This window comes from Rhodococcus sp. YH1 (assembly GCF_009939605.1).
In the GTDB taxonomy this organism is placed as follows: Bacteria; Actinomycetota; Actinomycetes; order Mycobacteriales; family Mycobacteriaceae; genus Rhodococcus; species Rhodococcus aetherivorans.
The window spans coordinates 1-19,726 of sequence record NZ_WVTE01000014.1; the positions used below are offsets into that span (position 1 = coordinate 1).

Here is a 19,726-nt window from a genome sequence, read left to right on the forward strand (position 1 = left end):
TGGCCGAGGACGGGATGCCGGACTTCGCGGCCCTGGCGCCGGCGAGCCGGCTGGGTCGCAACGAATGGGGCCTCACCCCCGCGGTGCGCCACCTCGACCGCCCCGAATGATAGGTTAGCCTCCGCTAATTCCAACGGAGGTTCGTATGGCCGTGCGCACCAAGACCACCCGCATCGCCCCGGCGAGCCGCGAGATCGTCACCGGCCGGGTGCTCGCCACCGAACGAATCGGGCCGAGCTTCGTGCGGGTGACCGTGGGCGGCGCGAACGTCGGGCGGATCGCACCCATGGGGTTCGACCAGTGGTTCCGGCTGTTCTTCCCAGCCCCCGGCCAACGGTCGCTGACACTGCCGGCCACGGCGGGCCCGCAGTGGTGGCCCGAGATGCGGGCCATGCCCGAGGCCGTCCAGCCGATCCTGCGCAACTACACGATCCGTCGCTACCGGGAGGCGGGCGCGGGCCGGTACGGCGACACGGCCGAACTGGACATCGACTTCGCCACCCACGGCGACACGGGACCGGCATCGCAGTGGGCGCGCACCGCGCAGCCGGGCGCCGAACTGGCGCTGCTGGACGAGGGCATCATGTACCACCGCCCCACCGAGGCGCGCTGGCAGATCCTCGTCGCCGACGAGAGCGCGCTGCCCGCGATCGCGGGGATCCTCGCGTCGTCCGCCGGGCGGCACCACGCGGTGCCCACCGAGGTGTTCGTGGAGGTGGACGATGCCGGCGACGTCGCCGCCCAGGAGATCGTCCCCGGCCCGGGCGTCCGGCTGCACACGGTGGTGCGGCCCGGGCGGCACGCGCCGCCCGGGCCGCACGTGCTCGAGGCCGTGCGGGCCGGCGCGCTGCCCGACGGGCCGGGATACGCGTTCCTGGCGGGCGAATCGGGACTTGTGACGTCGCTGCGCCGGCACCTGGTGCGGGAGCGGGGCCTCGCCAAGTCCGCCGTGACCTTCACCGGCTACTGGAAGTTCGGCGCCGCCAGCTATTGAGGGTGGTGTCTTTCCGGACCGCGACCGGGCCGGAAAGACACCGGGTGTCTCAGCCGGCGTGCTTCTGCACCAGCGCGCCCACGCGCGGCAGGGCCTCGACGACGTGCTTCTGCGCCGACGGGCGCAGCTTCTCGTAGACCTTCTTGATCGCCGTGCGCGACGAGGCCTCGATGCGCGCGTCCGTCACACCGAGCAGCGCGTCCGCCACCGTCTCACCGCGGGCGGTGAGGTAGTCGGCGAACGCACCGTTTCCCGCGTAGTCCTGCCAGAACGGCTGGATCTTGGCGACGAACTCCGGCAGCAGCCCCTCGACGGCGCTGGGCACGATCGACGGGCCGAGCTTCGTCACCGCCGCGTAGCCGGCCTTGAGCGCGAGACCCGACGCGCCCTTCTTGTCCGACACCTCGGCGTCGATCAGCGCCTCGACATCGGCGACAACCGCCGGGACCTTGTCGGCGCCGAGCAGGGCATCATCCAGAGCTGCAACCACTTCCACTGCCTCCGTAATGTGACTCGTGAGTACGAACGCCCGGAACGATATACGACGACCCGAGCCGCACCTAGTCGAGCGCGGCGCGGCAGCGCCGGACCCGGTCGAACCACCAGCGCACCCGTTCCGGGTCGGCCCGCACGGCCTCGAGGAGCGCCGGATCCGGCGTCACCTCCCCCACCGGGAGCGCCCCGCCGGCCATCGTCCGCGGCGCCGCCACGTCGACGGTGAAGAACCCGCCCGTGCCCAGTCCGCACGCGTACGGCAGCTCGGGCAGCGCGGCCGCCGCGGCCAGTCCGGCACCCATGCCCACGGCCGAGTCGAGCGCGCTCGACACCACCACCGGCACGCCGTGGCCGGCCAACTCGTCGGCCAGCGCCAGCAGCCGTCGCACCCCGCCGAGCGGGGCCACCTTGACCACCGCCACGTCGGCGCCGCCGGCCCGCACCACCCGCAAGGGATCCTCGGCGCGCCGGATGCTCTCGTCCGCCGCCACCGGCACGTCGGGCATCCGGCGGCGCACCTCGACCAGTTCCGGCACCGTCGCGCAGGGCTGCTCGGCGTACTCGAGCGGGCCGTCGGCGACGAGCGCCGTCAGCGCAGCGACGGCCTCGTCCGCGCTCCACCCGCCGTTCGCGTCGATCCGCACGTGCGGGACGAGTTCGCGCACCGCCCGCACCCGCGCGACGTCCTGCGCCAGGTCCTGCCCGGGTTCGGCGACCTTGACCTTGGCGGTGCGGGCCCCCGGGAACCGGGCGAGGACGGCCGGCACGTCGCCGGGGCCGACGGCCGGGACGGTGGCGTTGACAGGCACGGTGTCCCGGCGCGGCGCCGGGTGCCCGAGCCACGCGGATTCGAGGGCCGAACGCAGCCAGTGCGCCGCCTCGTCGTCGGTGTACTCGGGGAACGGCCCGAATTCTCCCCACCCGGCGGGACCGCGCACGAGCACGAGTTCACGTTCGGTGATGCCGCGGAACCGCACCCGCATGGGCAGCGACACCACGACGGCCGCGGCGAGGATCTCGTCGACGGCGGGCAGGGCCGCGGCGGTCACGGCTGGCCGGGCAGCAGCTGGATCATCAGGGCCTCGCAGTCGGCGAGCAGCGTGCCGTCGAGGTCGTGCAGCTCGGCCGAGCAGAAGAGCTTGCGCCCCTCGACCCGGTCGACCCGCCCCTCCACGACGAGCTCGGTCTCGAGCGGGGTGATCTTGCGGTAGTTCACATGCAGGTAGCCGGTGCGGGCGATGGGATGGCCGGCCGCGTGGACCACCATGCCGAACAGGTCGTCGAACAGCAGTGGCAGGGTGCCACCGTGCGCCGCGCTGTTGCCGCCGCGGTGGTAGAGCCGGAACGTGCCGCGCGAGCGGACCGACTCCGCGTCGAACTTCTCGATCATCCACGGCGGCATCAGCAGGCTGCCGCGACCGGGCAGGTCGATGTTGAAGCCGGCCGGCGACCTGCCCTCGGGCACGACGTGCGGCTCGAGCAGGTCCCCGAGGGCCTCGGCCTGCTCGATGGCCCGGTCGACGACGTCGTCGGGGATGTGGGTGGAGACGGCGAGATCCTGCAGCCGCCGCAGCGCCTCGACGAAGCGACCGTAGTTCGGTCCCGCCTTCACCGGCGTGTACACCGGAAACCCGCCGTGGTGCTCGTAGTCCGCGTCGACCGTACGGTCTGTCTGCTCGCTCATAGCTGCACGGTATCGCCCGGCGACCGTCGCGTCGGCGCAGAGGGCCGCGACCGGAGTTCTATGGTCGACGGGTGACTTTCAATCCTGAGCTGTGGCGGCCCGTACCCGGGTTCGAGAACCTCACCGACATCACCTACCACCGGCACGTCACGCAGGGCACCGTCCGCGTGGCGTTCGACCGGCCGGAGGTGCGCAACGCGTTCCGGCCGCACACCGTCGACGAGTTGTACCGCGCGCTGGACCACGCCCGCATGACGTCCGACGTCGGCGCGGTGCTCCTCACCGGCAACGGCCCAAGTCCGAAGGACGGCGGCTGGGCCTTCTGCTCGGGCGGCGACCAGCGGATCCGTGGGCGCAGCGGCTACCAGTACGCGAGCGGCGAAACCGCCGACACGGTGGACAGGGCCCGCGCGGGCCGGCTGCACATCCTCGAGGTGCAGCGGCTGATCCGGTTCATGCCGAAGGTCGTGATCGCCCTCGTCAACGGCTGGGCCGCCGGCGGCGGGCACAGCCTGCACGTCACGTGCGATCTGACCCTCGCCTCCCGCGAGCACGCCCGGTTCAAGCAGACCGACGCCGACGTGGGCAGCTTCGACGGCGGCTACGGCAGCGCCTACCTGGCGAAGATGGTGGGCCAGAAGTTCGCCCGCGAGATCTTCTTCCTCGGCGACACCTACACCGCCGAGGAGATGCACCACATGGGTGCGGTCAACCGCGTCGTCGACCACGCCGAGCTCGAGAACGTCGCGCTGGAGTGGGCCGCGAAGATCAACGGCAAGTCGCCGCAGGCCCAGCGGATGCTCAAGTACGCCTTCAACCTCGCCGACGACGGGCTCGTCGGCCAGCAGCTGTTCGCGGGCGAGGCGACGCGGCTCGCGTACATGACCGACGAGGCGGTCGAGGGCCGCGACGCGTTCCTGCAGAAGCGGGACCCGGACTGGTCGCCCTACCCCTGGTACTACTAGGGCCTTCTCGCGCCGAGGGGGAGGTTGTCGCGACATCGCGCGAGTAGCTCCCGCGACAACCTCCCCCTCGGCGCCACAACCTCCCGATTGAAACGGCCCGAATCGGGCACACTCCTGATCATGACGGATCGCGAGCAACCACTTCCCGACCACATCCGGCCCGAAGGCGTGTCCGACGAGACGGTGGCGGCGGCCGGCAAACTCTCCGAAGCGCTCGAAACGGTGGAGCAGGCCCGCGGGAACCTGTACGCCTTCCACCAGCTGATGGGCCGCGCCGACCTGCTGCTCGGCGACGCTGTGGACAAGCTCGCCGAGGCCGGTCACCGCGAACTCGCCGACCGGGTGCAGACGGAGATCGTCGGACGCAACGTCCTCGAGGGACGGTGGACGTTCCAGATCGTGGAGGACTTCGACGACGGGTACTGGACGGAGTTCCGTGAGCTCGAGCGACAGGTGCGCGACGAACTGGTCCGCGGCCGCCGGCATCTGTTCGAGGCCGAGATGAAGGAGCAGCGCCGCACCCACGGGCGACGGGGGCACGAGGCGCGCCCGGCCGAGGAGGGCTGAGATGGAGATCCTCGGCAGCCGGACGATCCTGCGGCCGGGCGACTACGACGCCGCCCTGCGGTTCTACGGTGACGTCCTGGGCCTGGCGATCTACCGCGAATATCCCGGCGGGACGGTGTTCTTCGCCGGGCAGTCACTGATCGAGGTGGCCGCGCACGGCAACACCGGGCGGCCCCAGCACTTCGAGGGTGCGCTGTGGCTGCAGGTGCGCGACGTCTACGACGTCGAGGCCGAGCTGGTGACGAGGGGGGTCCCGATCGTGCGGGGCGCCCGGCAGGAGCCGTGGGGCCTGCACGAGCTGTGGATCGCCGATCCCGACGGCATCCCCATCGTGCTGGTGCAGATCCCGCCGGACCATCCGCTGCGCCGCGACACCCGCTGACCGGTGCGTCCTTCGGGCTGCTGGGACAGCCCAAAGGACACACCGGCCGCGTCAGCGGCCCGTCAGCGCGGCCGCGATCTGCTCGGTGTGTGCCTGCGACTCGTAGAGCTGGCGCAGCAGCCACAGCCGCAGCACCCGCGCGATCGCGCCCGCCAGAAACAGCGCGGCGCCGAGGATCGCGACGATCAGCAGCGCCGTGGCGAGGATCTGGTACGACGCGATGTTGCGCAGGTCCGCCTGGGTGAGCGAGGCGAAGTAGACGACGAACGCCGCGACGGCACCGCCGATCATCAACACGAGCCCGCCGATGCGCGCGGGACCGTCGCCCTTCGCCGCTCCGGTGTCGAGCTTCAGGTCTGCCGCGTCCTGCCGGAACTTGGCGCGCCGCTCCTCGGTGAGTGCGGTCATGGTCATCCTCCTAGGTAGCTGGTCGAAAGTTCGTGTTCGATGTCTGCGGGATCCCCGACCCGCACGACGCGGCCCTGCAGCATCAGCGCGGCCGACGTCGCGATGGGCAGCACCGCCCGCGCGAACTGCTCGGCGACGAGGATCGACAGCCCGTCGTCGACGAGCCGGCCGACGATGTCGTACATCTCGGTGACGATCCGGGGGGCGAGCCCCATGGACAGTTCGTCGAGCAACAGCACCGTGGGGTCGGTGCCGAGGGCCCGGGACAGGGCGAGCATCTGCTGCTCGCCGCCCGACATCGAGCCCGCGAGCTGGCCCCGTCGCTTCCCGAGGATCGGGAAGCGCTCGTAGGCGACGGCCTCGAGATCCTTCAGCGACACGCCGGTTCCGGTGGCGACCCACAGGTTCTCCCGGACGGTGAGGTTGGGGAAGATGCCCCGCCCCTCCGGAATGGTGCAGACGCCGAGCCGGGCGAGCGCCGCGGCGTCGACACCGTTGACGACGCGGCCGGCAACGCGCAGCTCGCCGTGCTCGACGGGCAGCACGCCCGAGCACACCCGCAGCGTCGTGGTCTTGCCGCCGCCGTTGGGCCCGAGCAGGGCGACCACCGAGCCCGGCTGCAGCGCCAGGTTCACCCCGTGCAGCACCTCGATGGGTCCGTAGCTCGCCCGCACGTCGACCAGTTCGAGCAGCGGGGCCGGTTCGTCGCCGGGGACGTCGACGAGATCGGTGACCGGTGCGTTCATGCGACCTCCTCGGTTCCGATGTACGCGGCGATCACCGCTGGGTCGTTGCGGATCTGCTCGGGGCTGCCCGAGGCGATGAGGGCGCCGTAGTCGAGGACGTGGATGCGCGAGCACACCCGCATCACGAGCGGCAGGTCGTGCTCGACGAGGCAGATCCCGAGACCGTCGCCCGCGAGCCGGCACAGCAGGTCCGCGAAATCGTCGGTCTCCCGCTCCGTCTGCCCGGACGCGGGTTCGTCGAGCAACAGCACGCGCGGCCGGGTCATCAGCGCCCGCGCGACCTCGACGACGCGGGCGCGGCCGGTGGGGATGTCGGAGACGTCCCGGTCGGCGACGTCCGTGAGCCCGGTCAGCTCGAGCAGCCGGTCGGTCTCGGCGTCGATGTCGTGGCGGGCGCGGGTCGCGGTGCGGTGCATGTCGCCCGCGACTCGGAGGTTGTCGCGCACCGACAGCGACAGGAACAGCTCGAGCCGCTGGAAGGTGCGGGCCAGCCCACGCCGGGCACGCTTGTAGGGCGCCGCGCGGGTGACGTCGACACCGTCGAGGAACACCTGCCCGGAGGTCGGTTTCTGCAGCCCGGTGACGGTGTTGAACAGGGTGGTCTTGCCGGCGCCGTTGGGCCCGATCAGGCCGGTCACGGCGCCTGCGGTGACGGCGATGCTCACGTCGTCGACGGCGGTGTGACCACCGAACCGGACGGTGACGCCCCGGGTCTCGAGCAGGGTGTCAGACATGCGCGCTCAGCTCCTTCGCGACGGTCGCAGGCGGTTCGGCCGCCGGATGGGTGGGCCGTGCCGCGGGCAGCCCCAGTTCGCGGTCGAGGCGGTAGCGGCCCTCGGCGGTGTACGGCTCGTCGAGGCCGACGAGTTCCGGCGGGGTGGTTCGCCGGCGGGCCAGCTCCTCGGGGTCCAGGACCGCGCCGGGCATCAGCCATTCGCCGATCACCGGGAGCAGGAACACGATCGTGATGGTCAGCGCCGCGAACCACCAGTTGCCCAGGACGCCCGTCAGGGCCAGGACGTAGAGCACCGCGATCACGGCGCCGCCGCCGTAGAGGACCGGCCGGGCGGACAGCAGACGGCGGTAGCCCTCCACCATCTGGTGCACGCTGCCCGACGGGTTGTGACCCACGCCGATGCCGATGAGCGCGGGGCTGACCGCGGCGATGTTGCCGAGCAGCAGGTACAGGCCCTCGAGCTCGGGCTGCGTCTTCGCGAGGTTGTTGAACGAGACCATGATGACCGCGAACCCGACGCCGGCCATGAGGCCGCCGAACAAGGCCCCGCTGACGTAGCCGATGCCGGCCACCACGGTGAGCATGAGCAGGGTGAGGCCCACGATGATGCTGAAGTTCTCGCCCGCGACCGCGCCGGTGGCACTGGACATGAGGACGCCGCCGAGACCGGCGATGGCGGCCGAGAGCATGAAGACGCTCAGCTTCAGGGTCACCAGGTTCTGTCCGAGCATGGCCGACGCGGCGGGGCTGTCCTTCATCGCCGCCAGGCGACGTCCGTAACCGCCGTTGCGCAGGGCGACGACGCCGACACCGAGCAGCGCGAACAGGACCGTCGCGGTCATGAGGAACGTCGTCTCGTCCTGCAGGTCCAGCGGCCCGATCCGCAGCGGCGGGATCACGAGTGAGCCCCCGGTGAAGATCGAGAACTTCACGCCGAACAGTTCGTGCTCGGTGGTGTCGCGCAGCACCATGTTGGAAACGAAGACGCCGAACGCCATGGTGGCGAGCGCGAGGTAGAGACCGCGCAGCCGCAGGGCCGGAAGCGCGACGAGCCCGCCGACGAGCGCGGTGACGGCCACGGCCAGCAGCACCCCCCACACGGTCAGACGCTGGTCGAGACCGGTGCCGGTGATCCCGAAGTGGAACACGACGATCGTGGCGATGGCCCCGAACGACAGGGGTGCGAGGTTCATCTCGCCCGCGTACCCAGTGAGCAGGGTCAGCGACAGCGCGACGATCGCGAAGGTCATGCCCAGCGTGAACGTGGTGATCGCGGATTCCACCATGAGCAGGCGGACGAGAGAGACGACGGCGACGAGCGCAACCGCCCACACGACGGCCTTGCGCACGCTCGGCACGTGGTAGCGCTCGCGGGTACGCATCGCCGCGCCGCGCAGCCGGTCCTGGGGCAGGAGGATCAGCACCACGAACAGCGCCACCATCGGCAGCGAGACCCGCAGGTTCGACGTCCAGGCCCAGGACGAGGGTGCGTAGCCGATCAGGTAGGCGCCGGCGAGGCCGAGCACGAGGGCGCCGACGAACGTGCGCGGGATCGAGCTGAGCCGGCCGAACATCGCGGCCGCGAACGCGTCGATGACGAGTAGGGTGAGCATGTTCGCCTCGAGGCTGCCGCCACTGATCGGGGTGATCAGCACCCCGGCGAGGACGGCGAGGGTGGAGCCGAGCGCCCACGAGAACGCGGCGATCCGTTCGGGGTTGTGGCCGTTGAGCCGCAGCAGGTCGGGGTCGTCGACGACGCCGCGCATGGTGGCGCCCATCCGGGTGCGCTGGAAGAGCATGCGCAGACCGACCGCGATCCCGATGGCCGCGACCACGCACAGGATCTCGTGGACGCGGACGAACGCGCCGAGCACGCTGATCCCGGCGTCGTCGCCGAAGAACATGCCGAGCGAGCGGGGCTTCTCGGGATGCCAGAACCACTGGGACAGGAACAGCATCCCCAGCATGACCGAGACGGTCACGACGATCTTGGTGACCTCGGCGGTGTCCCGCAGGCCCCGCATGATCACGACGTACAGCGCCAGGCCCATGAGCGGCCCCGCGAGGAACAGCACCACGAGCAGGGCCAACGGGACGGGCAGTCCCCAGCCGGCCGTGAGCTGCCAGTAGAGGAACGCACCGAGCATGGCCTGGGCGCCGTGCGCGAAGTTGAAGATTCCGGAGGTGTTGTAGGTCAGAACGAGCCCGGAGGCCGCGATCGCGTACACGGACCCGAGCACGAGGCCCAGGATCGTGAACGTCACGAATGTGTCCATGGTGAAGCCCTGTCGGTAGAGAACCGGTCGTGGGGAGGCGGGGCAGTGCCGTGCGGGCACCGCCCCGCCGGTCGGTGCAGGCCGGTCAGTCCTGCGGCTTGATCACGTTCGGGTTCATGAACTTGGTGGCGATCCGGTCGGGTCCGAGTTCGGTGCCCCACGTCTCCGGGGCGGTCTTGACGAGGTACGCGTCGTTGCACTCGAACTCGGCGGCGGTCTGCGGGAACGCCTGCGTGTAGGTCTCGCCCGTCAGCGTGACCGTCAGACCGCAGCTGGCCGGCATGTTGGCACCCGGGTCGGTCACGGCGTGCAGTCCGCCGCCGTCCCACTCGTGGATCTGCGACAGCTCGTCGATCATGCACTGCCGGGTCAGGTCGGAGCCGCACTCCTTCGCCGCGGTCGCCCACAGCAGGAACGACGAGGTGGCCTGCATGCCGAGCAGCGCGGTCTTGCCGCCCTTCTCCCCGACGAGGTCGAGGTACTGCTGCACCGCCGGCACCTTGTCCGCGTTCTCGAGCATCTGGAAGGTCATGCCCGCGTGCAGGTTGTCGAGCAGACCGCCGGCGTTCGCCTCCTCGACGGTCTGGCCGTACCAGGTCGCCTCACCCATCAGGACGGGATCGATGCCCACCTGGTCGAGCGCCTTGAAGAAGTTCAGCTCGTTCGGCACGGGCGACCGGGAGGTCCACAGGCCCTCGACGCCGCACTCCTTGAACTTCTCGGCGAACGGGACGTAGCTGGCCTCGCCGTCGTAGTTGATGGTGACGCCGCAGTTCTTCAGCTCGAACCCGGCGGCCTCGGCGATCGAGCGCACCTTGGTCAGCGACGTGATGATGGTCGGCATCGTGCTGCCGACGAGGTCGAACTTGTCCTTCAGGTCCGGCCGCAGCTGCGCCATCTGGAACCATGCCGAGCCGTTGGCGTAGTCCACCGGGAACGGCACACCCTGATAGGTCATGGGGCCGTTGGCCGCCTCCGGCGACACCGTGAAGCCGGGCACCGCGGCGAGGTTGCAGGCCACGCGGGTCTGCTCGGCGGTCTGGTCCATCGCGAAGCCGTGACCGACCATCATGAACTCGGAGCGGCACGCGTCCTGCATGACGGAGTTGGCCTGGGTCATCGCTGCGTCGTAGTCGGTGCCGACGATCGTGCGCCCATTGATGCCGCCCTGGGCGTTGCACCAGTCGATCATCGCGGAGACGGCGTCCGACATCTCCTTGTTCAGGCCCGGGCTCTTGGCGTAGCCGCGGTCGTCGCCGTAGCCGATGCGGATCTCGGTGTCGGTCACGCCCTGGTCAGTGGCGCCCGCGGCGTCCCCCTCCCCGCACGGCGAGTCCAGGGTGCCGAATTTGTCCACCGCGACGGTATCGGCCGCGGCGGCCCCGGTCCCGGTCGCGCCGGCCCCGCCCGACGGGTCGGCGCCGCGTTCGCCGGCACAGGCCGAGAGCAGCGCCGCGGACGCCGTCAGCGCCAGCACGGTCCTGGCGAGTGTGTGCTTGTTCAAGGTCGGGTGTCTCCTTCGTCGCGGGGCTCCGTCCGGCGGAAGCTCCGGGGCGGTGTACTGCGGCGAAAGCTAGCCAGGGCCGGGAAGGGCGGGACGAGAGATTCCCGTTCAGTGAGACCTGCCGTGAAGCCGGTCACACGCTTCGCGCCGAGTGAAACTCCACACAGCGGGGAACCGGCGCACGCGGGCTGCCACCACCGGAAGGAGCCGGGGTGTCCGCGTTCACCTCGCCGTCGCTGTACTTTTACCCACCGGCTACCTCACAATCGGCAGATGTGACCGCAGAGCTTGTCGTCCTCCTGGTGGTGGTAGTCACTGCCCTCGCATTCGACTTCACCAACGGCTTCCACGACACCGGGAACGCGATGGCGACATCGATCGCCACCGGTGCCCTGAAACCGAAGGTGGCGGTCGCCCTCTCCGCCTCGCTCAACCTCGTCGGCGCGTTCCTGTCCGTCGAGGTCGCCGCGACGGTCGCCAAGGGGGTGGTCAACCTGGGCAGCACCGGCGGCGAGGCACTGCTGCTCATCGTGTTCGCCGGTCTCGTCGGCGGCATCCTGTGGAACCTGGCGACGTGGCTGTTCGGCCTGCCGTCGAGCTCGTCGCACGCACTGTTCGGCGGCCTCATCGGCGCCGCCCTCGCCTCCCTCGGGATCGACGGCGTGGTGTGGGACGGAGTGATCGGCAAGGTGATCATCCCGGCGCTGCTGGCGCCGGTGGTGGCGGCACTCGTCGCCACGGTCGGCACCTGGTCGGTGCACCGCATCACCCGCACGGTGCCCGACGAGACCCGCGGTCACGGCTTCCGCATCGGCCAGATCGGTTCCGCCTCCCTGGTGTCGCTGGCGCACGGCACCAACGACGCGCAGAAGACGATGGGCGTGATCTTCCTGGCGCTCGTCGCGCACGGCAGCCTCACCGCCGACGCGGAGATGCCGTTCTGGGTGAAGCTCTCCTGCGCCGTCGCGATCGCCCTGGGCACCTACCTCGGTGGCTGGCGCATCATCCGCACCCTCGGCAAGGGACTGGTGGAGATCGCACCGCCGCAGGGCATGGCGGCGGAGTCGTCGTCGGCCGCGATCATCCTCACCTCGAGCCACTTCGGTCTGCCCCTGTCGACCACCCACGTGGCGACCGGTTCGATCCTGGGGTCCGGACTCGGCACCCGCTCCGCGAACGTGCGCTGGGGCGTCGCCGGCCGCATGGCCGTCGCCTGGCTGATCACGCTGCCGTCCGCGGCGCTCGTCGGCGCGGTGTGCTGGGGTCTGGCCCACCTGATCGGCGGCCTGCCGGGCGTGATCGTGGTGTTCGCGGTGCTGTGCGCGCTGTCGCTGCTGATGTACCTGAGGTCACGCCGGCAGCCGATCGACGCCTCCAACGTCACCGCGGAATGGGACGGCAAGCTGGCTCCGGCTCCGGCTCCGGCTCCGGCCCCGGCCCCGATCCCGGCCCCGGCGCCGGCCCCCGAGGACGTGCCGGCCGCACCGACCACTCCTACGGAGGGACGCCCGTGAACCTGTTGACGAACACCCTGAGCTCGCTGTGGCAGGTCGTCCTCGTCGGCCTCTTCTTCGGAGCGGGCCTGCCGGCCGTCTTCGCGCTCGGCATGCGATCGCTCGTCGCGGGGCGCGCCGGAGAGCAGGCCCGGCCGAACCCGCTCGGCATCGCCGGCGCCGTCGTCTGCTTCGCCGTCGTGCTGATCGCAATCGTCGCGGGGATACTGTTGCTGGCTTCGGACTTCCTGTCGAGCACCTTCGGCATCGACGTCTTCTGAGCCACCGCTGTCCCGCCGTCCGACCCACGAAAGAACCGCATTGCCCATGTACTCGCTCCGTTCGGTCCTCGACTGGCTGCGCACCGGTTATCCGGAAGGCATACCGGCCAAGGATCACTTCGCGCTGCTCGCCGTGCTGCGGCGGCGCCTGACGGACGAGGAGATCGCCGGGGTGTGCGAGATGTCGATCGCCACCGCGCACGAGCACCCGGAGCGCCATGTCGACTACGACACGCTCGAGCAGATCATCGCCGGGGTGCTGCACGAGGAACCGGCGGAGGAGGACCTCGAACGGGTCGTCGGGCGCCTCACCGCGGGAGGCTGGCCGGTGGTCGCCGAGGACGGGACCGTGGTGACCGGCGACGACGGGACGGACTGAGGAGGTGCCCCCGTGACGCTTCCGCCGTTCCTCACCTCGATCATCGAGTGGCTGCGGGCCGGCTACCCGGAGGGCGTGCCGGAACAGGACTACGTGCCCCTGTTCGCGCTGCTCAGCCGGCGGTTGTCGGAGGACGAGGTCGACCAGGTGGCGCACACCCTCGTCGACGACGGGGACCTGCCCATCTCGAAGACGGACATCGCCGTGCTGATCACGAAGATCACCAACGAGATGCCGCTCGAACAGGACATCGATCGGGTGCGCCGGCACCTCGAGACCGGAGGGTGGCCGCTCACCGGCCCCGCCACATGAATCTCGAGGTGCTGCCCGTCCCCCCCGGCGACGCCGTGCGGGAGGTGCTGCCCGCACTACGGCGCATGCTCGACGGCGACGGACCGGCCCTGCTCCCCGTGCCGGTCGCCGACGACCGGGAAATCCGGAGACTGACCGAAGCGCTGCGCCCGGGCGAACCCGTCGACGACGGCATCGGCCTGGTCGTCGCCACCTCGGGCACCACGGGCACCCCGAAGGGCGCCCAGCTGACCGCCGGGGCGCTGCGGGCCAGCGGTGACGCCACCCACGAGCGCCTCGGCGGACCCGGCTCGTGGCTGCTGGCGCTGCCGGCCCACCACATCGCCGGGATGCAGGTGCTGCTGCGGGGCCTGCTCGCGGGAGCCGGGCCCGTCGTGATCGACGTCGCCGGCGGCTTCGATCCGGATCGGCTGCCGGCGGCGGTCGCCGCCATGCCCGGTGGGCGGCGCTACACGTCGCTGGTGCCCACGCAGCTGATCAAGGCCCTGGACCACCCGGGTGCCGTCGCGGCCCTCGCCGACCTGGACGCGGTCCTGCTGGGCGGGGCCGCCACGCCCGCCCCGATCCTGCGCCGTGCGCAGGACGCCGGGATCACCGTCGTCCGCACCTACGGGATGAGCGAGACGTGCGGCGGGTGCGTGTACGACGGGGTCCCACTGGTCGGGACCACGGTCCGGGTCGACGCGCAGTCGCGGGTGTGGCTCGGCGGGGCCACACTCGCGCGCGGCTATCGCGGTCTGCCCGATCATCCGGCGTTCGCCGAACCCGGCTGGTTCCGCACCGACGACGCGGGCGAACTCGCCGACGGCGTCCTCCGCATCCTGGGGCGCCTGGACGAGGCCATCTCCACGGGCGGCCTCACCGTCGTGCCGCAGATCGTCGAGGCCGTCCTGCTCGAGCACCCCGCGGTACGCGAATGCGCCGTGATCGGGCTGCCCGACCCCCGGCTCGGTCAACGGGTGGCGGCCGTCGTCGTCCCGGAGGTCGGCGCTTCCCCCACCCTCGACGACCTGCGAGCCTGGACCAGCGCGACGCTGGACGTCACGGCGGCGCCGCGGGCGCTGCACGTCGTGCCGGCCCTGCCGTTACGCGGCCCCGGCAAGGTGGACCGGCGGGCACTGGTCGCCCGGTTCTCGTAGGCCGACCGGGTTCGGGCGAGCGAATGTATCGCTCATCTCCTCGGGCCGACGGCATGGCACATTCGCTCGATGGCAGGATCGACGCATGGCAACCGCTGGTCAATGGCTCGAAGGCGCCCGTCCGCGCACCCTTCCCAACGCGATCGCGCCCGTCGTCGCCGGCACGGGGGCGGCGGCCGCGCTCGACGGCGTGGTGTGGGGGAAGGCTCTCCTGGCGTTGGTGGTCGCCCTGGCGCTGATCATCGGGGTCAACCTCGCCAACGACTACTCCGACGGCATCCGCGGGACCGACGACGACCGCGTCGGGCCGCTGCGGCTGGTGGGATCCGGGGCGGCGTCGCCGGCGTCGGTCAAGCGGGCCGCGTTCGCGTGTTTCGGAGTGGGCGCGGTGGCCGGGATCGCCCTGGCGATCACGAGCGCGTGGTGGCTGCTCCTGGTGGGCGCGGTGTGCATCGCCGGCGCCTGGTACTACACGGGTGGCCGAAACCCCTACGGCTACAGCGGGTTCGGCGAGATCGCCGTGTTCGTGTTCTTCGGGCTCGTCGCCGTGCTGGGCACGCAGTTCGTGCAGGCCGGCCGGGCCGACTGGGTCGGGCTGGCGTGTGCGGTGGCGGTGGGCTCGTTCTCGAGCGCGGTGCTGGTGGCGAACAACCTGCGCGACATCCCCACCGACACCGTCTCGGGCAAGCGCACGCTCGCGGTGCGGCTGGGCGACCCGCGGACCCGGACGCTGCATCTGATGCTGCTGGCCGTGCCGTTCGCGGCGTCGCTGGCACTGGTGGCGCGCACGCCGTGGGCGCTGGCGGGCCTGCTGGCGCTGCCGTTCGCGGTGCGCGCCCACGCACCCGTGCGGTCCGGCAGCCTGGGGTTGAGCCTGATCCCCGCGCTGCGGGATTCGGGCCTGGCGATGCTGGTGTGGGCCGTTGCGACCGCAGCCGCCCTGTTCCTGGCCTGAGGCGTCCCGCGCCCGGAACTTCAGTCCCGGTCGGGCACCAGCACGCCGAGCACCCAGTTGACGATCGAGATGATCAGCGCGCCCCAGAACGCGGTCCAGAAGCCCTCGACGGTCAGGCCGTAGTCGGTAAACTCGCTCAGCCACGCGGTGAGCAGGAGCATCAGGGCGTTCACGACGAGGGTGAACAGCCCCAGCGTCAGGATCAGCAGCGGCAGCGACAGCAGCTGCACGAGCGGCTTGACGAAGGCGTTGACGACGGTGAAGACGAGGGCGATCACCAGCAGGGAGATGATCTCGTTGGCGGCGCCGGTGCCGGAGCCGGTGAAGTCGATGCCGGAGACCCACTGGGCCGCCAGCCAGATGGCGACGGCGTTGAGGACCAGCCGGACCAGGAAGTTGATCATGCCGCCACTGTCGCACATTCCGGCCCCGGCGCGCGGTCGGGAACCGGTCGGTCAGGCGGCGCGACCCGGGTAGTCGCGCAGGCGGTCGCGGAGCGCCCTGCGGGACACGTGGGACTCGACGAGCGTGCAGGCGCGGTCGTCGTCGGAGCGCAGTATCCCGAGCAGGAGGTGCTCGCAGCCGATGACGCGGTCGCGGCGCGCGAGGGCTTCCCGCAGGGCGAGCTGCAGGGACTTCTTCGCGGCAGGATCGAACGGAAGGTGGCCGGCAAACGGCCCCCGCCGGTTCCGGCCGAGTCCGCGGTCGAGGACGCCCTCCCCGAAGGTCTCCTCGAGCCGGGCCCGGACGGAATCGAGGTCGATGCCGATGGCCCCGAGCGCGGCGGCGTCCTCGTCGCCGAGCACCCCGGTGTCCCGGGCGAGTTCGCTGCGCACGGTCTCGGCCGTGAGGCCGACGTCGGCGAGCAGGTGCCGCAGCGTCACGTCCGCGGTGACGAGGAGGCCGAGCAGCAGGTGGGCCGGCTCGATGCGAGGAGCGTTCAGCTCCCGGGCCTCCGCCTGCGCGGTGACGACGGCGGCTCGTGCGCCGGCGGTGAATCGTTCGAACACGGCGGATCACCCACGCTTCCGGTTGTACTTCTGGTGGACGGCCTGCCTGCTCACCTCGAGCGCATCGGCGATCGCCTGCCACGACCAGCCCTGCCGGCGGGCGTTGTCGACCTGGATCGCCTCGAGTCGTTCGAGCAACCGTCGCAGGGCCCGCACGGCCCGCAATCCCTCTGCGGGGTCGGGGCTTCCGGCGGCGGCGGCGAGTGTGGTGGCCTCGGTCATACCGTCAATTTACGTTGACAAGCGGGCGGACGTCAAGAAAAGTTGACGCGCCGGGCCGGGGCGCGACCGGTTCAGTACCGCGCGACGGCGCCGTCCACCGCACGCTGCAGCTCGTCCTGCACCAGGCGCGTGACGTCGCGGACCTTACCGTCGAGGTCGGTGACCGGCTCGGTGAGGAACACGCTCGCCGGGCGTGACGGGTCCTTGCCGGGCCCGTAGCCGATGCCGACGCACACCAGCGCGGGCCGCGCCCCCAGATCGCGCGAGCGGCGGACGATGTGCCCGATGCCGGTCCCGAGCGGCTGCAACCGGGTCGGGTCCCCCTCGTTGCAGGTGCCCTCGGGGAAGATCGCGACGCTGTCGCCGTGATGCAGCCGCGCGGCGGAGACGTCCATCATCCGGCGCCCGGCATCGGAGACCGCCCGCAGGCCGTGGTTCTTGGCCCGGAAGACCGGGATCCCGCCCATCATGTCGATCTTGCGACGCTGCGACTCGTCGGCGAACAGCTCGTCCTTCGCCAGCACCCGCGTGCTGCCGATCACCGGGCGCAGCGGGGAACGCCACGCCGTCGCCGCGAGGACGTACTGATCGCTGTGGGTGAGGTGGTTGGCGACGATCAGGAGGGGCGTGCGAGCCCGGATGAGTTCGCGGAGGCGAACGCGGACCCCGTCGTCGCAGCGCACCCGGGGGCGGTACCGGGCGGCGAGCAGGGCGTAGGCCGCCCGGGCGACGGGCCGGCTCTGCCGGTGCTCGAGGTAGAAGTCGTAGACGGCTTCGTAGTTGTCCAGGGCCACGACGGGGCGTTCCATGCCCCCACGATACTCAACCTACGACACCGTAGGCTACGGCCTCGTAGGGTCGGGTGCGGCCGAGGTGCGACGGCTCAGGCCTCCCACCTGCCGGTGTCCGCGAACTTCTCGAGCGTCGCGGTCGGGCCGGCCAGATCCATGCCCTCACCGGCCACCCAGCCGTCGTCGAAGTAGGTGCCCGCGTAGCGTTCCCCGCCGTCGCACAGGAGGGTGACGACGCTGCCGCGCCGGCCGTCGGCGATCATCTCGGCGATCAGGCCGAACGCACCCCACAGGTTGGTCCCGGTCGAGCCCCCGACGCGGCGGCCCAAGCTCTCGCTCGCGTGCCGCATGGCGGCGATCGACGCGGCGTCGGGCACCCGGATCATCCGGTCCACCACCTGGCCGACGAACGACGGCTCCACCCGGGGCCTGCCGATGCCCTCGATCCGCGACGGCATGCCGGTGGTGTAGTCCACCGAGCCCGTCTCGTACCCGCCGTAGAACGCGGAGTTCTCGGGGTCGACGACGGCCAGCCGGGTGCGGTGGCGGCGGTACCGGATGTACCGCCCGACGGTCGCGCTGGTGCCGCCGGTGCCCGCGCCGACGACGATCCACTCCGGGATCGGATGCTCCTCGAGCTGCAACTGGGTGAAGATCGATTCGGCGATGTTGTTGTTGCCGCGCCAGTCGGTGGCCCGTTCGGCGTGGGTGAACTGGTCCATGAAGTGACCGCCCAGCTCGACGGCGAGCCGGCGTGCCTCGGCGTAGATCTCCGGCGGCCGGTCGATGTAGTGGCACCGCCCGCCCTGCGCCTCGATGAGCGCAACCTTGGCGGGGCTGGTGTTGCGCGGCATCACCGCGACGAAGTCGAGGCCGAGCAGCTTCGCGAAGTATGCCTCGCTGACGGCGGTCGAACCGGACGACGCCTCGACGATCGGGGTGTCCTCGCGCACCCAGCCGTTGCAAATGGCATAGAGGAACAGCGACCGCGCGAGCCGGTGCTTCAGGCTGCCGGTGATGTGCGTGGACTCGTCCTTCAGGTACAGCTGGACACCCCACCCGGGAGGCAGCGGATAGCGCAGCAGGTGCGTGTCGGCACTGCGCTGGGCGTCGGCCTCGATCAGCTGGACGGCACGGTCCACCCAGTCCCGCGACGCGCTGCGATCGACGACGCCGTCGCTCACCTACGATCCTCGCCGCGCAGGCGGGCCTGCAGGTCGGCCCGGTCGGCGCGGCGGCGCGCGTCGACGGACGCGATACTCTCGTTCACCCGGCGGCGCAGCGGCGCGAACACGACGAGCGAGAGCGGCAGCGCGATCAGCACCGCGAAGAGCGCGGCGACCAGCAGGGGGATCTCCACTCCGAACAGGCGGGGCACGTAGAGGATCACCACAGCGAGCACGAGGACGAGAGCCAGCCGGGCCAGCGAGTAGAGGGCGACGTCCCGGGCCAGGGTGCCCTTGCCGGTGCCGGTGTTGCCGGGCTGGTCAGGACGGTTCTGCGATGCTTCACTCACCCGTCCAGGGTAACCGCCGCGCGCGGGCACCCTGCTGGTCGACCGTCCGTTTTGTCTATTACTTCCGCTTTACCAACCGTAGACCGTTCGAGCAACCGGGGTATTCGGTGTCAACATGGCCACGTCGATCCGAACGAGACGAAACACCCGGAAGGACCATCGATGAGCGCACCCGCATTCAACGGCGCGAAGGAATCGCTGCTGACCCCCGGCCAGGTCGCGGCCCTGTTCCACGTGGACCCGAAGACGGTCACCCGCTGGGCCCACGCCGGCCGGCTCGGCTCGCTGCGCACCCCCGGCGGTCACCGCCGCTTCCGGGAGTCCGAGGTACTCGCGCTGCTGCGCTCCCTCACCACCGAAGCCACCCGCTGATCCGAGGAGACGGAGGCATCGTCGGGGACCCAGGCCACATCTGCACTCCCGCCACTACGAATAGACTGAAGAAGCAGGCCCGGCCGGCTGCGGAAACGCCGGCGGACTGCTCGCGGCGAGGAGGTGCGTGGTGCTCTACCTGTTGGCCATAGTCGGTGCCCTCACGATTGCGGTGCTGCTGTGGAAGGCGTTCGGTCCCGACCTTCGCTCCCGGCCGACCCGCGTGATCGGACCCGACGACGACCCGGACTTCCTGTGGAAGGTCGACCGGGAGTTCCGGCGCAGGTCCGCCGACGGCACCCCCGGACCCGATCAGGACCCCGGAGACTGATCTCCGGCCGAGTGACCTGTCCCGTCGCTGCGCTCGCCCCGGTGACCTGTCCCGTCGCTGCGCTCGCCCCGGTGACCTGTCCCGTCGCTGCGCTCGCCCCGGTGACCTGTCCCGTCGCTGCGCTCGCCCCGGTGACCTGTCCCGTCGCTGCGCTCGCCCCGGTGACCT

General features: G+C 71.1%; 26 protein-coding genes and 1 pseudogene. 13 read left to right on the forward strand and 14 right to left on the reverse strand.

The genetic code is table 11. The features are described from left to right. Together AIIKEEIJ_RS01655 and AIIKEEIJ_RS01660 are read left to right on the forward strand one after the other, a co-directional pair. Window positions 1-110, forward strand: a pseudogene (locus AIIKEEIJ_RS01655) (flavin reductase family protein); the annotation flags it as partial. 35 nt (window positions 111-145) lie between these two features. After that, complete coding sequence (locus AIIKEEIJ_RS01660) at window positions 146-994, forward strand: siderophore-interacting protein (RefSeq protein ID WP_006940848.1); 849 nt, start codon at window positions 146-148, stop codon at window positions 992-994. Window positions 995-1,043: 49 nt separating this feature from the next. Here AIIKEEIJ_RS01660 and AIIKEEIJ_RS01665 read toward each other — a convergent pair whose 3' ends face one another. From AIIKEEIJ_RS01665 to AIIKEEIJ_RS01675, 3 genes are all read right to left on the reverse strand, one after another. Then, complete coding sequence (locus tag AIIKEEIJ_RS01665; RefSeq protein WP_006940846.1) at window positions 1,044-1,484, reverse strand: DUF6918 family protein; 441 nt, start codon at window positions 1,482-1,484, stop codon at window positions 1,044-1,046. Window positions 1,485-1,554: 70 nt separating this feature from the next. Then, window positions 1,555-2,538 carry an o-succinylbenzoate synthase gene (locus tag AIIKEEIJ_RS01670; protein ID WP_161994799.1) on the reverse strand — a complete coding sequence of 328 codons (984 nt, stop codon included), beginning with the start codon at window positions 2,536-2,538 and terminating at the stop codon, window positions 1,555-1,557. Next, entirely contained in the window at window positions 2,535-3,173 is a 639-nt protein-coding gene (locus AIIKEEIJ_RS01675) for a PaaI family thioesterase (protein WP_050035607.1), read from the reverse strand. The genes AIIKEEIJ_RS01670 and AIIKEEIJ_RS01675 overlap by 4 nt, the downstream gene beginning before the upstream one ends. Window positions 3,174-3,244: 71 nt before the next feature. Here AIIKEEIJ_RS01675 and AIIKEEIJ_RS01680 point away from each other — a divergent pair, with 71 nt between their 5' ends. The 3 genes from AIIKEEIJ_RS01680 to AIIKEEIJ_RS01690 all read left to right on the forward strand — a co-directional run bounded on the left by AIIKEEIJ_RS01680 (window position 3,245) and on the right by AIIKEEIJ_RS01690 (window position 5,087). After that, window positions 3,245-4,138: a 1,4-dihydroxy-2-naphthoyl-CoA synthase gene (locus tag AIIKEEIJ_RS01680; RefSeq protein ID WP_029545095.1), complete on the forward strand. Its 894-nt coding sequence runs from the start codon at window positions 3,245-3,247 to the stop codon at window positions 4,136-4,138. Window positions 4,139-4,255: 117 nt separating this feature from the next. Further along, the gene (locus AIIKEEIJ_RS01685) at window positions 4,256-4,705 is read left to right on the forward strand and encodes a hypothetical protein (RefSeq protein ID WP_157127615.1); all 450 of its coding nucleotides are present in this window, start codon (window positions 4,256-4,258) and stop codon (window positions 4,703-4,705) included. A 1-nt stretch (window position 4,706) separates the two neighbouring features. Continuing rightward, entirely contained in the window at window positions 4,707-5,087 is a 381-nt protein-coding gene (locus AIIKEEIJ_RS01690) for a VOC family protein (protein WP_006935877.1), read from the forward strand. 51 nt (window positions 5,088-5,138) lie between these two features. On the opposite strand, the gene AIIKEEIJ_RS01695 is transcribed toward AIIKEEIJ_RS01690, so the two are convergent. From AIIKEEIJ_RS01695 to AIIKEEIJ_RS01715, 5 genes are all read right to left on the reverse strand, one after another. Further along, window positions 5,139-5,495: a hypothetical protein gene (locus tag AIIKEEIJ_RS01695; protein ID WP_006935878.1), complete on the reverse strand. Its 357-nt coding sequence runs from the start codon at window positions 5,493-5,495 to the stop codon at window positions 5,139-5,141. Between the two features lie 2 nt (window positions 5,496-5,497). Beyond that, the gene (locus AIIKEEIJ_RS01700; protein ID WP_006935879.1) at window positions 5,498-6,241 is read right to left on the reverse strand and encodes an ABC transporter ATP-binding protein; all 744 of its coding nucleotides are present in this window, start codon (window positions 6,239-6,241) and stop codon (window positions 5,498-5,500) included. Next, on the reverse strand, window positions 6,238-6,975 hold the full coding sequence (locus AIIKEEIJ_RS01705; protein ID WP_006935881.1) for an ABC transporter ATP-binding protein: 738 nt from the start codon (window positions 6,973-6,975) through the stop codon (window positions 6,238-6,240). The genes AIIKEEIJ_RS01700 and AIIKEEIJ_RS01705 overlap by 4 nt, the downstream gene beginning before the upstream one ends. After that, the gene (locus tag AIIKEEIJ_RS01710; protein ID WP_161994800.1) at window positions 6,968-9,253 is read right to left on the reverse strand and encodes an ABC transporter permease subunit; all 2,286 of its coding nucleotides are present in this window, start codon (window positions 9,251-9,253) and stop codon (window positions 6,968-6,970) included. Before AIIKEEIJ_RS01710 ends, AIIKEEIJ_RS01705 begins: the two co-directional genes overlap by 8 nt. A gap of 85 nt (window positions 9,254-9,338) precedes the next feature. Beyond that, window positions 9,339-10,757 (reverse strand): ABC transporter substrate-binding protein, encoded by a 1,419-nt coding sequence (locus AIIKEEIJ_RS01715; protein WP_006935884.1) that lies wholly within the window; start codon window positions 10,755-10,757, stop codon window positions 9,339-9,341. A 275-nt stretch (window positions 10,758-11,032) separates the two neighbouring features. On the opposite strand from AIIKEEIJ_RS01715, the gene AIIKEEIJ_RS01720 reads away from it, so the two are divergent. The 6 genes from AIIKEEIJ_RS01720 to AIIKEEIJ_RS01745 all read left to right on the forward strand — a co-directional run bounded on the left by AIIKEEIJ_RS01720 (window position 11,033) and on the right by AIIKEEIJ_RS01745 (window position 15,316). Then, on the forward strand, window positions 11,033-12,271 hold the full coding sequence (locus AIIKEEIJ_RS01720; protein WP_161994801.1) for an inorganic phosphate transporter: 1,239 nt from the start codon (window positions 11,033-11,035) through the stop codon (window positions 12,269-12,271). Further along, a complete protein-coding gene (locus tag AIIKEEIJ_RS01725; protein ID WP_006935886.1) occupies window positions 12,268-12,531 on the forward strand; it encodes a hypothetical protein in 264 nt (87 codons plus the stop codon). Before AIIKEEIJ_RS01720 ends, AIIKEEIJ_RS01725 begins: the two co-directional genes overlap by 4 nt. 40 nt (window positions 12,532-12,571) lie before the next feature. Next, on the forward strand, window positions 12,572-12,910 hold the full coding sequence (locus AIIKEEIJ_RS01730; RefSeq protein ID WP_161994802.1) for a DUF3349 domain-containing protein: 339 nt from the start codon (window positions 12,572-12,574) through the stop codon (window positions 12,908-12,910). A gap of 12 nt (window positions 12,911-12,922) precedes the next feature. Continuing rightward, window positions 12,923-13,222, forward strand: coding sequence for a DUF3349 domain-containing protein (locus AIIKEEIJ_RS01735; RefSeq protein ID WP_006935891.1), 300 nt, complete (start codon window positions 12,923-12,925; stop codon window positions 13,220-13,222). Continuing rightward, window positions 13,219-14,361, forward strand: coding sequence for an o-succinylbenzoate--CoA ligase (gene menE / locus AIIKEEIJ_RS01740; protein WP_161994803.1), 1,143 nt, complete (start codon window positions 13,219-13,221; stop codon window positions 14,359-14,361). Before AIIKEEIJ_RS01735 ends, menE begins: the two co-directional genes overlap by 4 nt. An 85-nt stretch (window positions 14,362-14,446) precedes the next feature. Then, complete coding sequence (locus tag AIIKEEIJ_RS01745; RefSeq protein WP_029545112.1) at window positions 14,447-15,316, forward strand: 1,4-dihydroxy-2-naphthoate polyprenyltransferase; 870 nt, start codon at window positions 14,447-14,449, stop codon at window positions 15,314-15,316. A 20-nt stretch (window positions 15,317-15,336) separates the two neighbouring features. Here AIIKEEIJ_RS01745 and AIIKEEIJ_RS01750 read toward each other — a convergent pair whose 3' ends face one another. From AIIKEEIJ_RS01750 to AIIKEEIJ_RS01775, 6 genes are all read right to left on the reverse strand, one after another. After that, window positions 15,337-15,720 carry a phage holin family protein gene (locus AIIKEEIJ_RS01750; protein ID WP_006935897.1) on the reverse strand — a complete coding sequence of 128 codons (384 nt, stop codon included), beginning with the start codon at window positions 15,718-15,720 and terminating at the stop codon, window positions 15,337-15,339. Between the two features lie 51 nt (window positions 15,721-15,771). Beyond that, window positions 15,772-16,326, reverse strand: a complete 555-nt coding sequence (locus AIIKEEIJ_RS01755; RefSeq protein ID WP_161994804.1) for a Clp protease N-terminal domain-containing protein — start codon at window positions 16,324-16,326, stop codon at window positions 15,772-15,774. Window positions 16,327-16,332: 6 nt separating this feature from the next. Further along, window positions 16,333-16,548, reverse strand: coding sequence for a hypothetical protein (locus tag AIIKEEIJ_RS01760; protein WP_003937583.1), 216 nt, complete (start codon window positions 16,546-16,548; stop codon window positions 16,333-16,335). Between the two features lie 71 nt (window positions 16,549-16,619). Beyond that, a complete protein-coding gene (locus tag AIIKEEIJ_RS01765; protein WP_161994805.1) occupies window positions 16,620-17,357 on the reverse strand; it encodes a 1-acyl-sn-glycerol-3-phosphate acyltransferase in 738 nt (245 codons plus the stop codon). A 74-nt stretch (window positions 17,358-17,431) separates the two neighbouring features. Continuing rightward, window positions 17,432-18,523 carry a PLP-dependent cysteine synthase family protein gene (locus AIIKEEIJ_RS01770; RefSeq protein ID WP_006935906.1) on the reverse strand — a complete coding sequence of 364 codons (1,092 nt, stop codon included), beginning with the start codon at window positions 18,521-18,523 and terminating at the stop codon, window positions 17,432-17,434. Beyond that, window positions 18,520-18,855 (reverse strand): DUF4229 domain-containing protein, encoded by a 336-nt coding sequence (locus AIIKEEIJ_RS01775; protein WP_006935907.1) that lies wholly within the window; start codon window positions 18,853-18,855, stop codon window positions 18,520-18,522. The genes AIIKEEIJ_RS01770 and AIIKEEIJ_RS01775 overlap by 4 nt, the downstream gene beginning before the upstream one ends. Window positions 18,856-19,017: 162 nt before the next feature. Between AIIKEEIJ_RS01775 and AIIKEEIJ_RS01780 the strand changes: the two genes are divergently transcribed. Then, window positions 19,018-19,227, forward strand: coding sequence for a BldC family transcriptional regulator (locus tag AIIKEEIJ_RS01780; protein WP_006935908.1), 210 nt, complete (start codon window positions 19,018-19,020; stop codon window positions 19,225-19,227). Window positions 19,228-19,357: 130 nt separating this feature from the next. Continuing rightward, a complete protein-coding gene (locus AIIKEEIJ_RS01785) occupies window positions 19,358-19,558 on the forward strand; it encodes a hypothetical protein (RefSeq protein ID WP_029545121.1) in 201 nt (66 codons plus the stop codon). The last annotated feature ends 168 nt before the right edge of the window (window positions 19,559-19,726 follow it).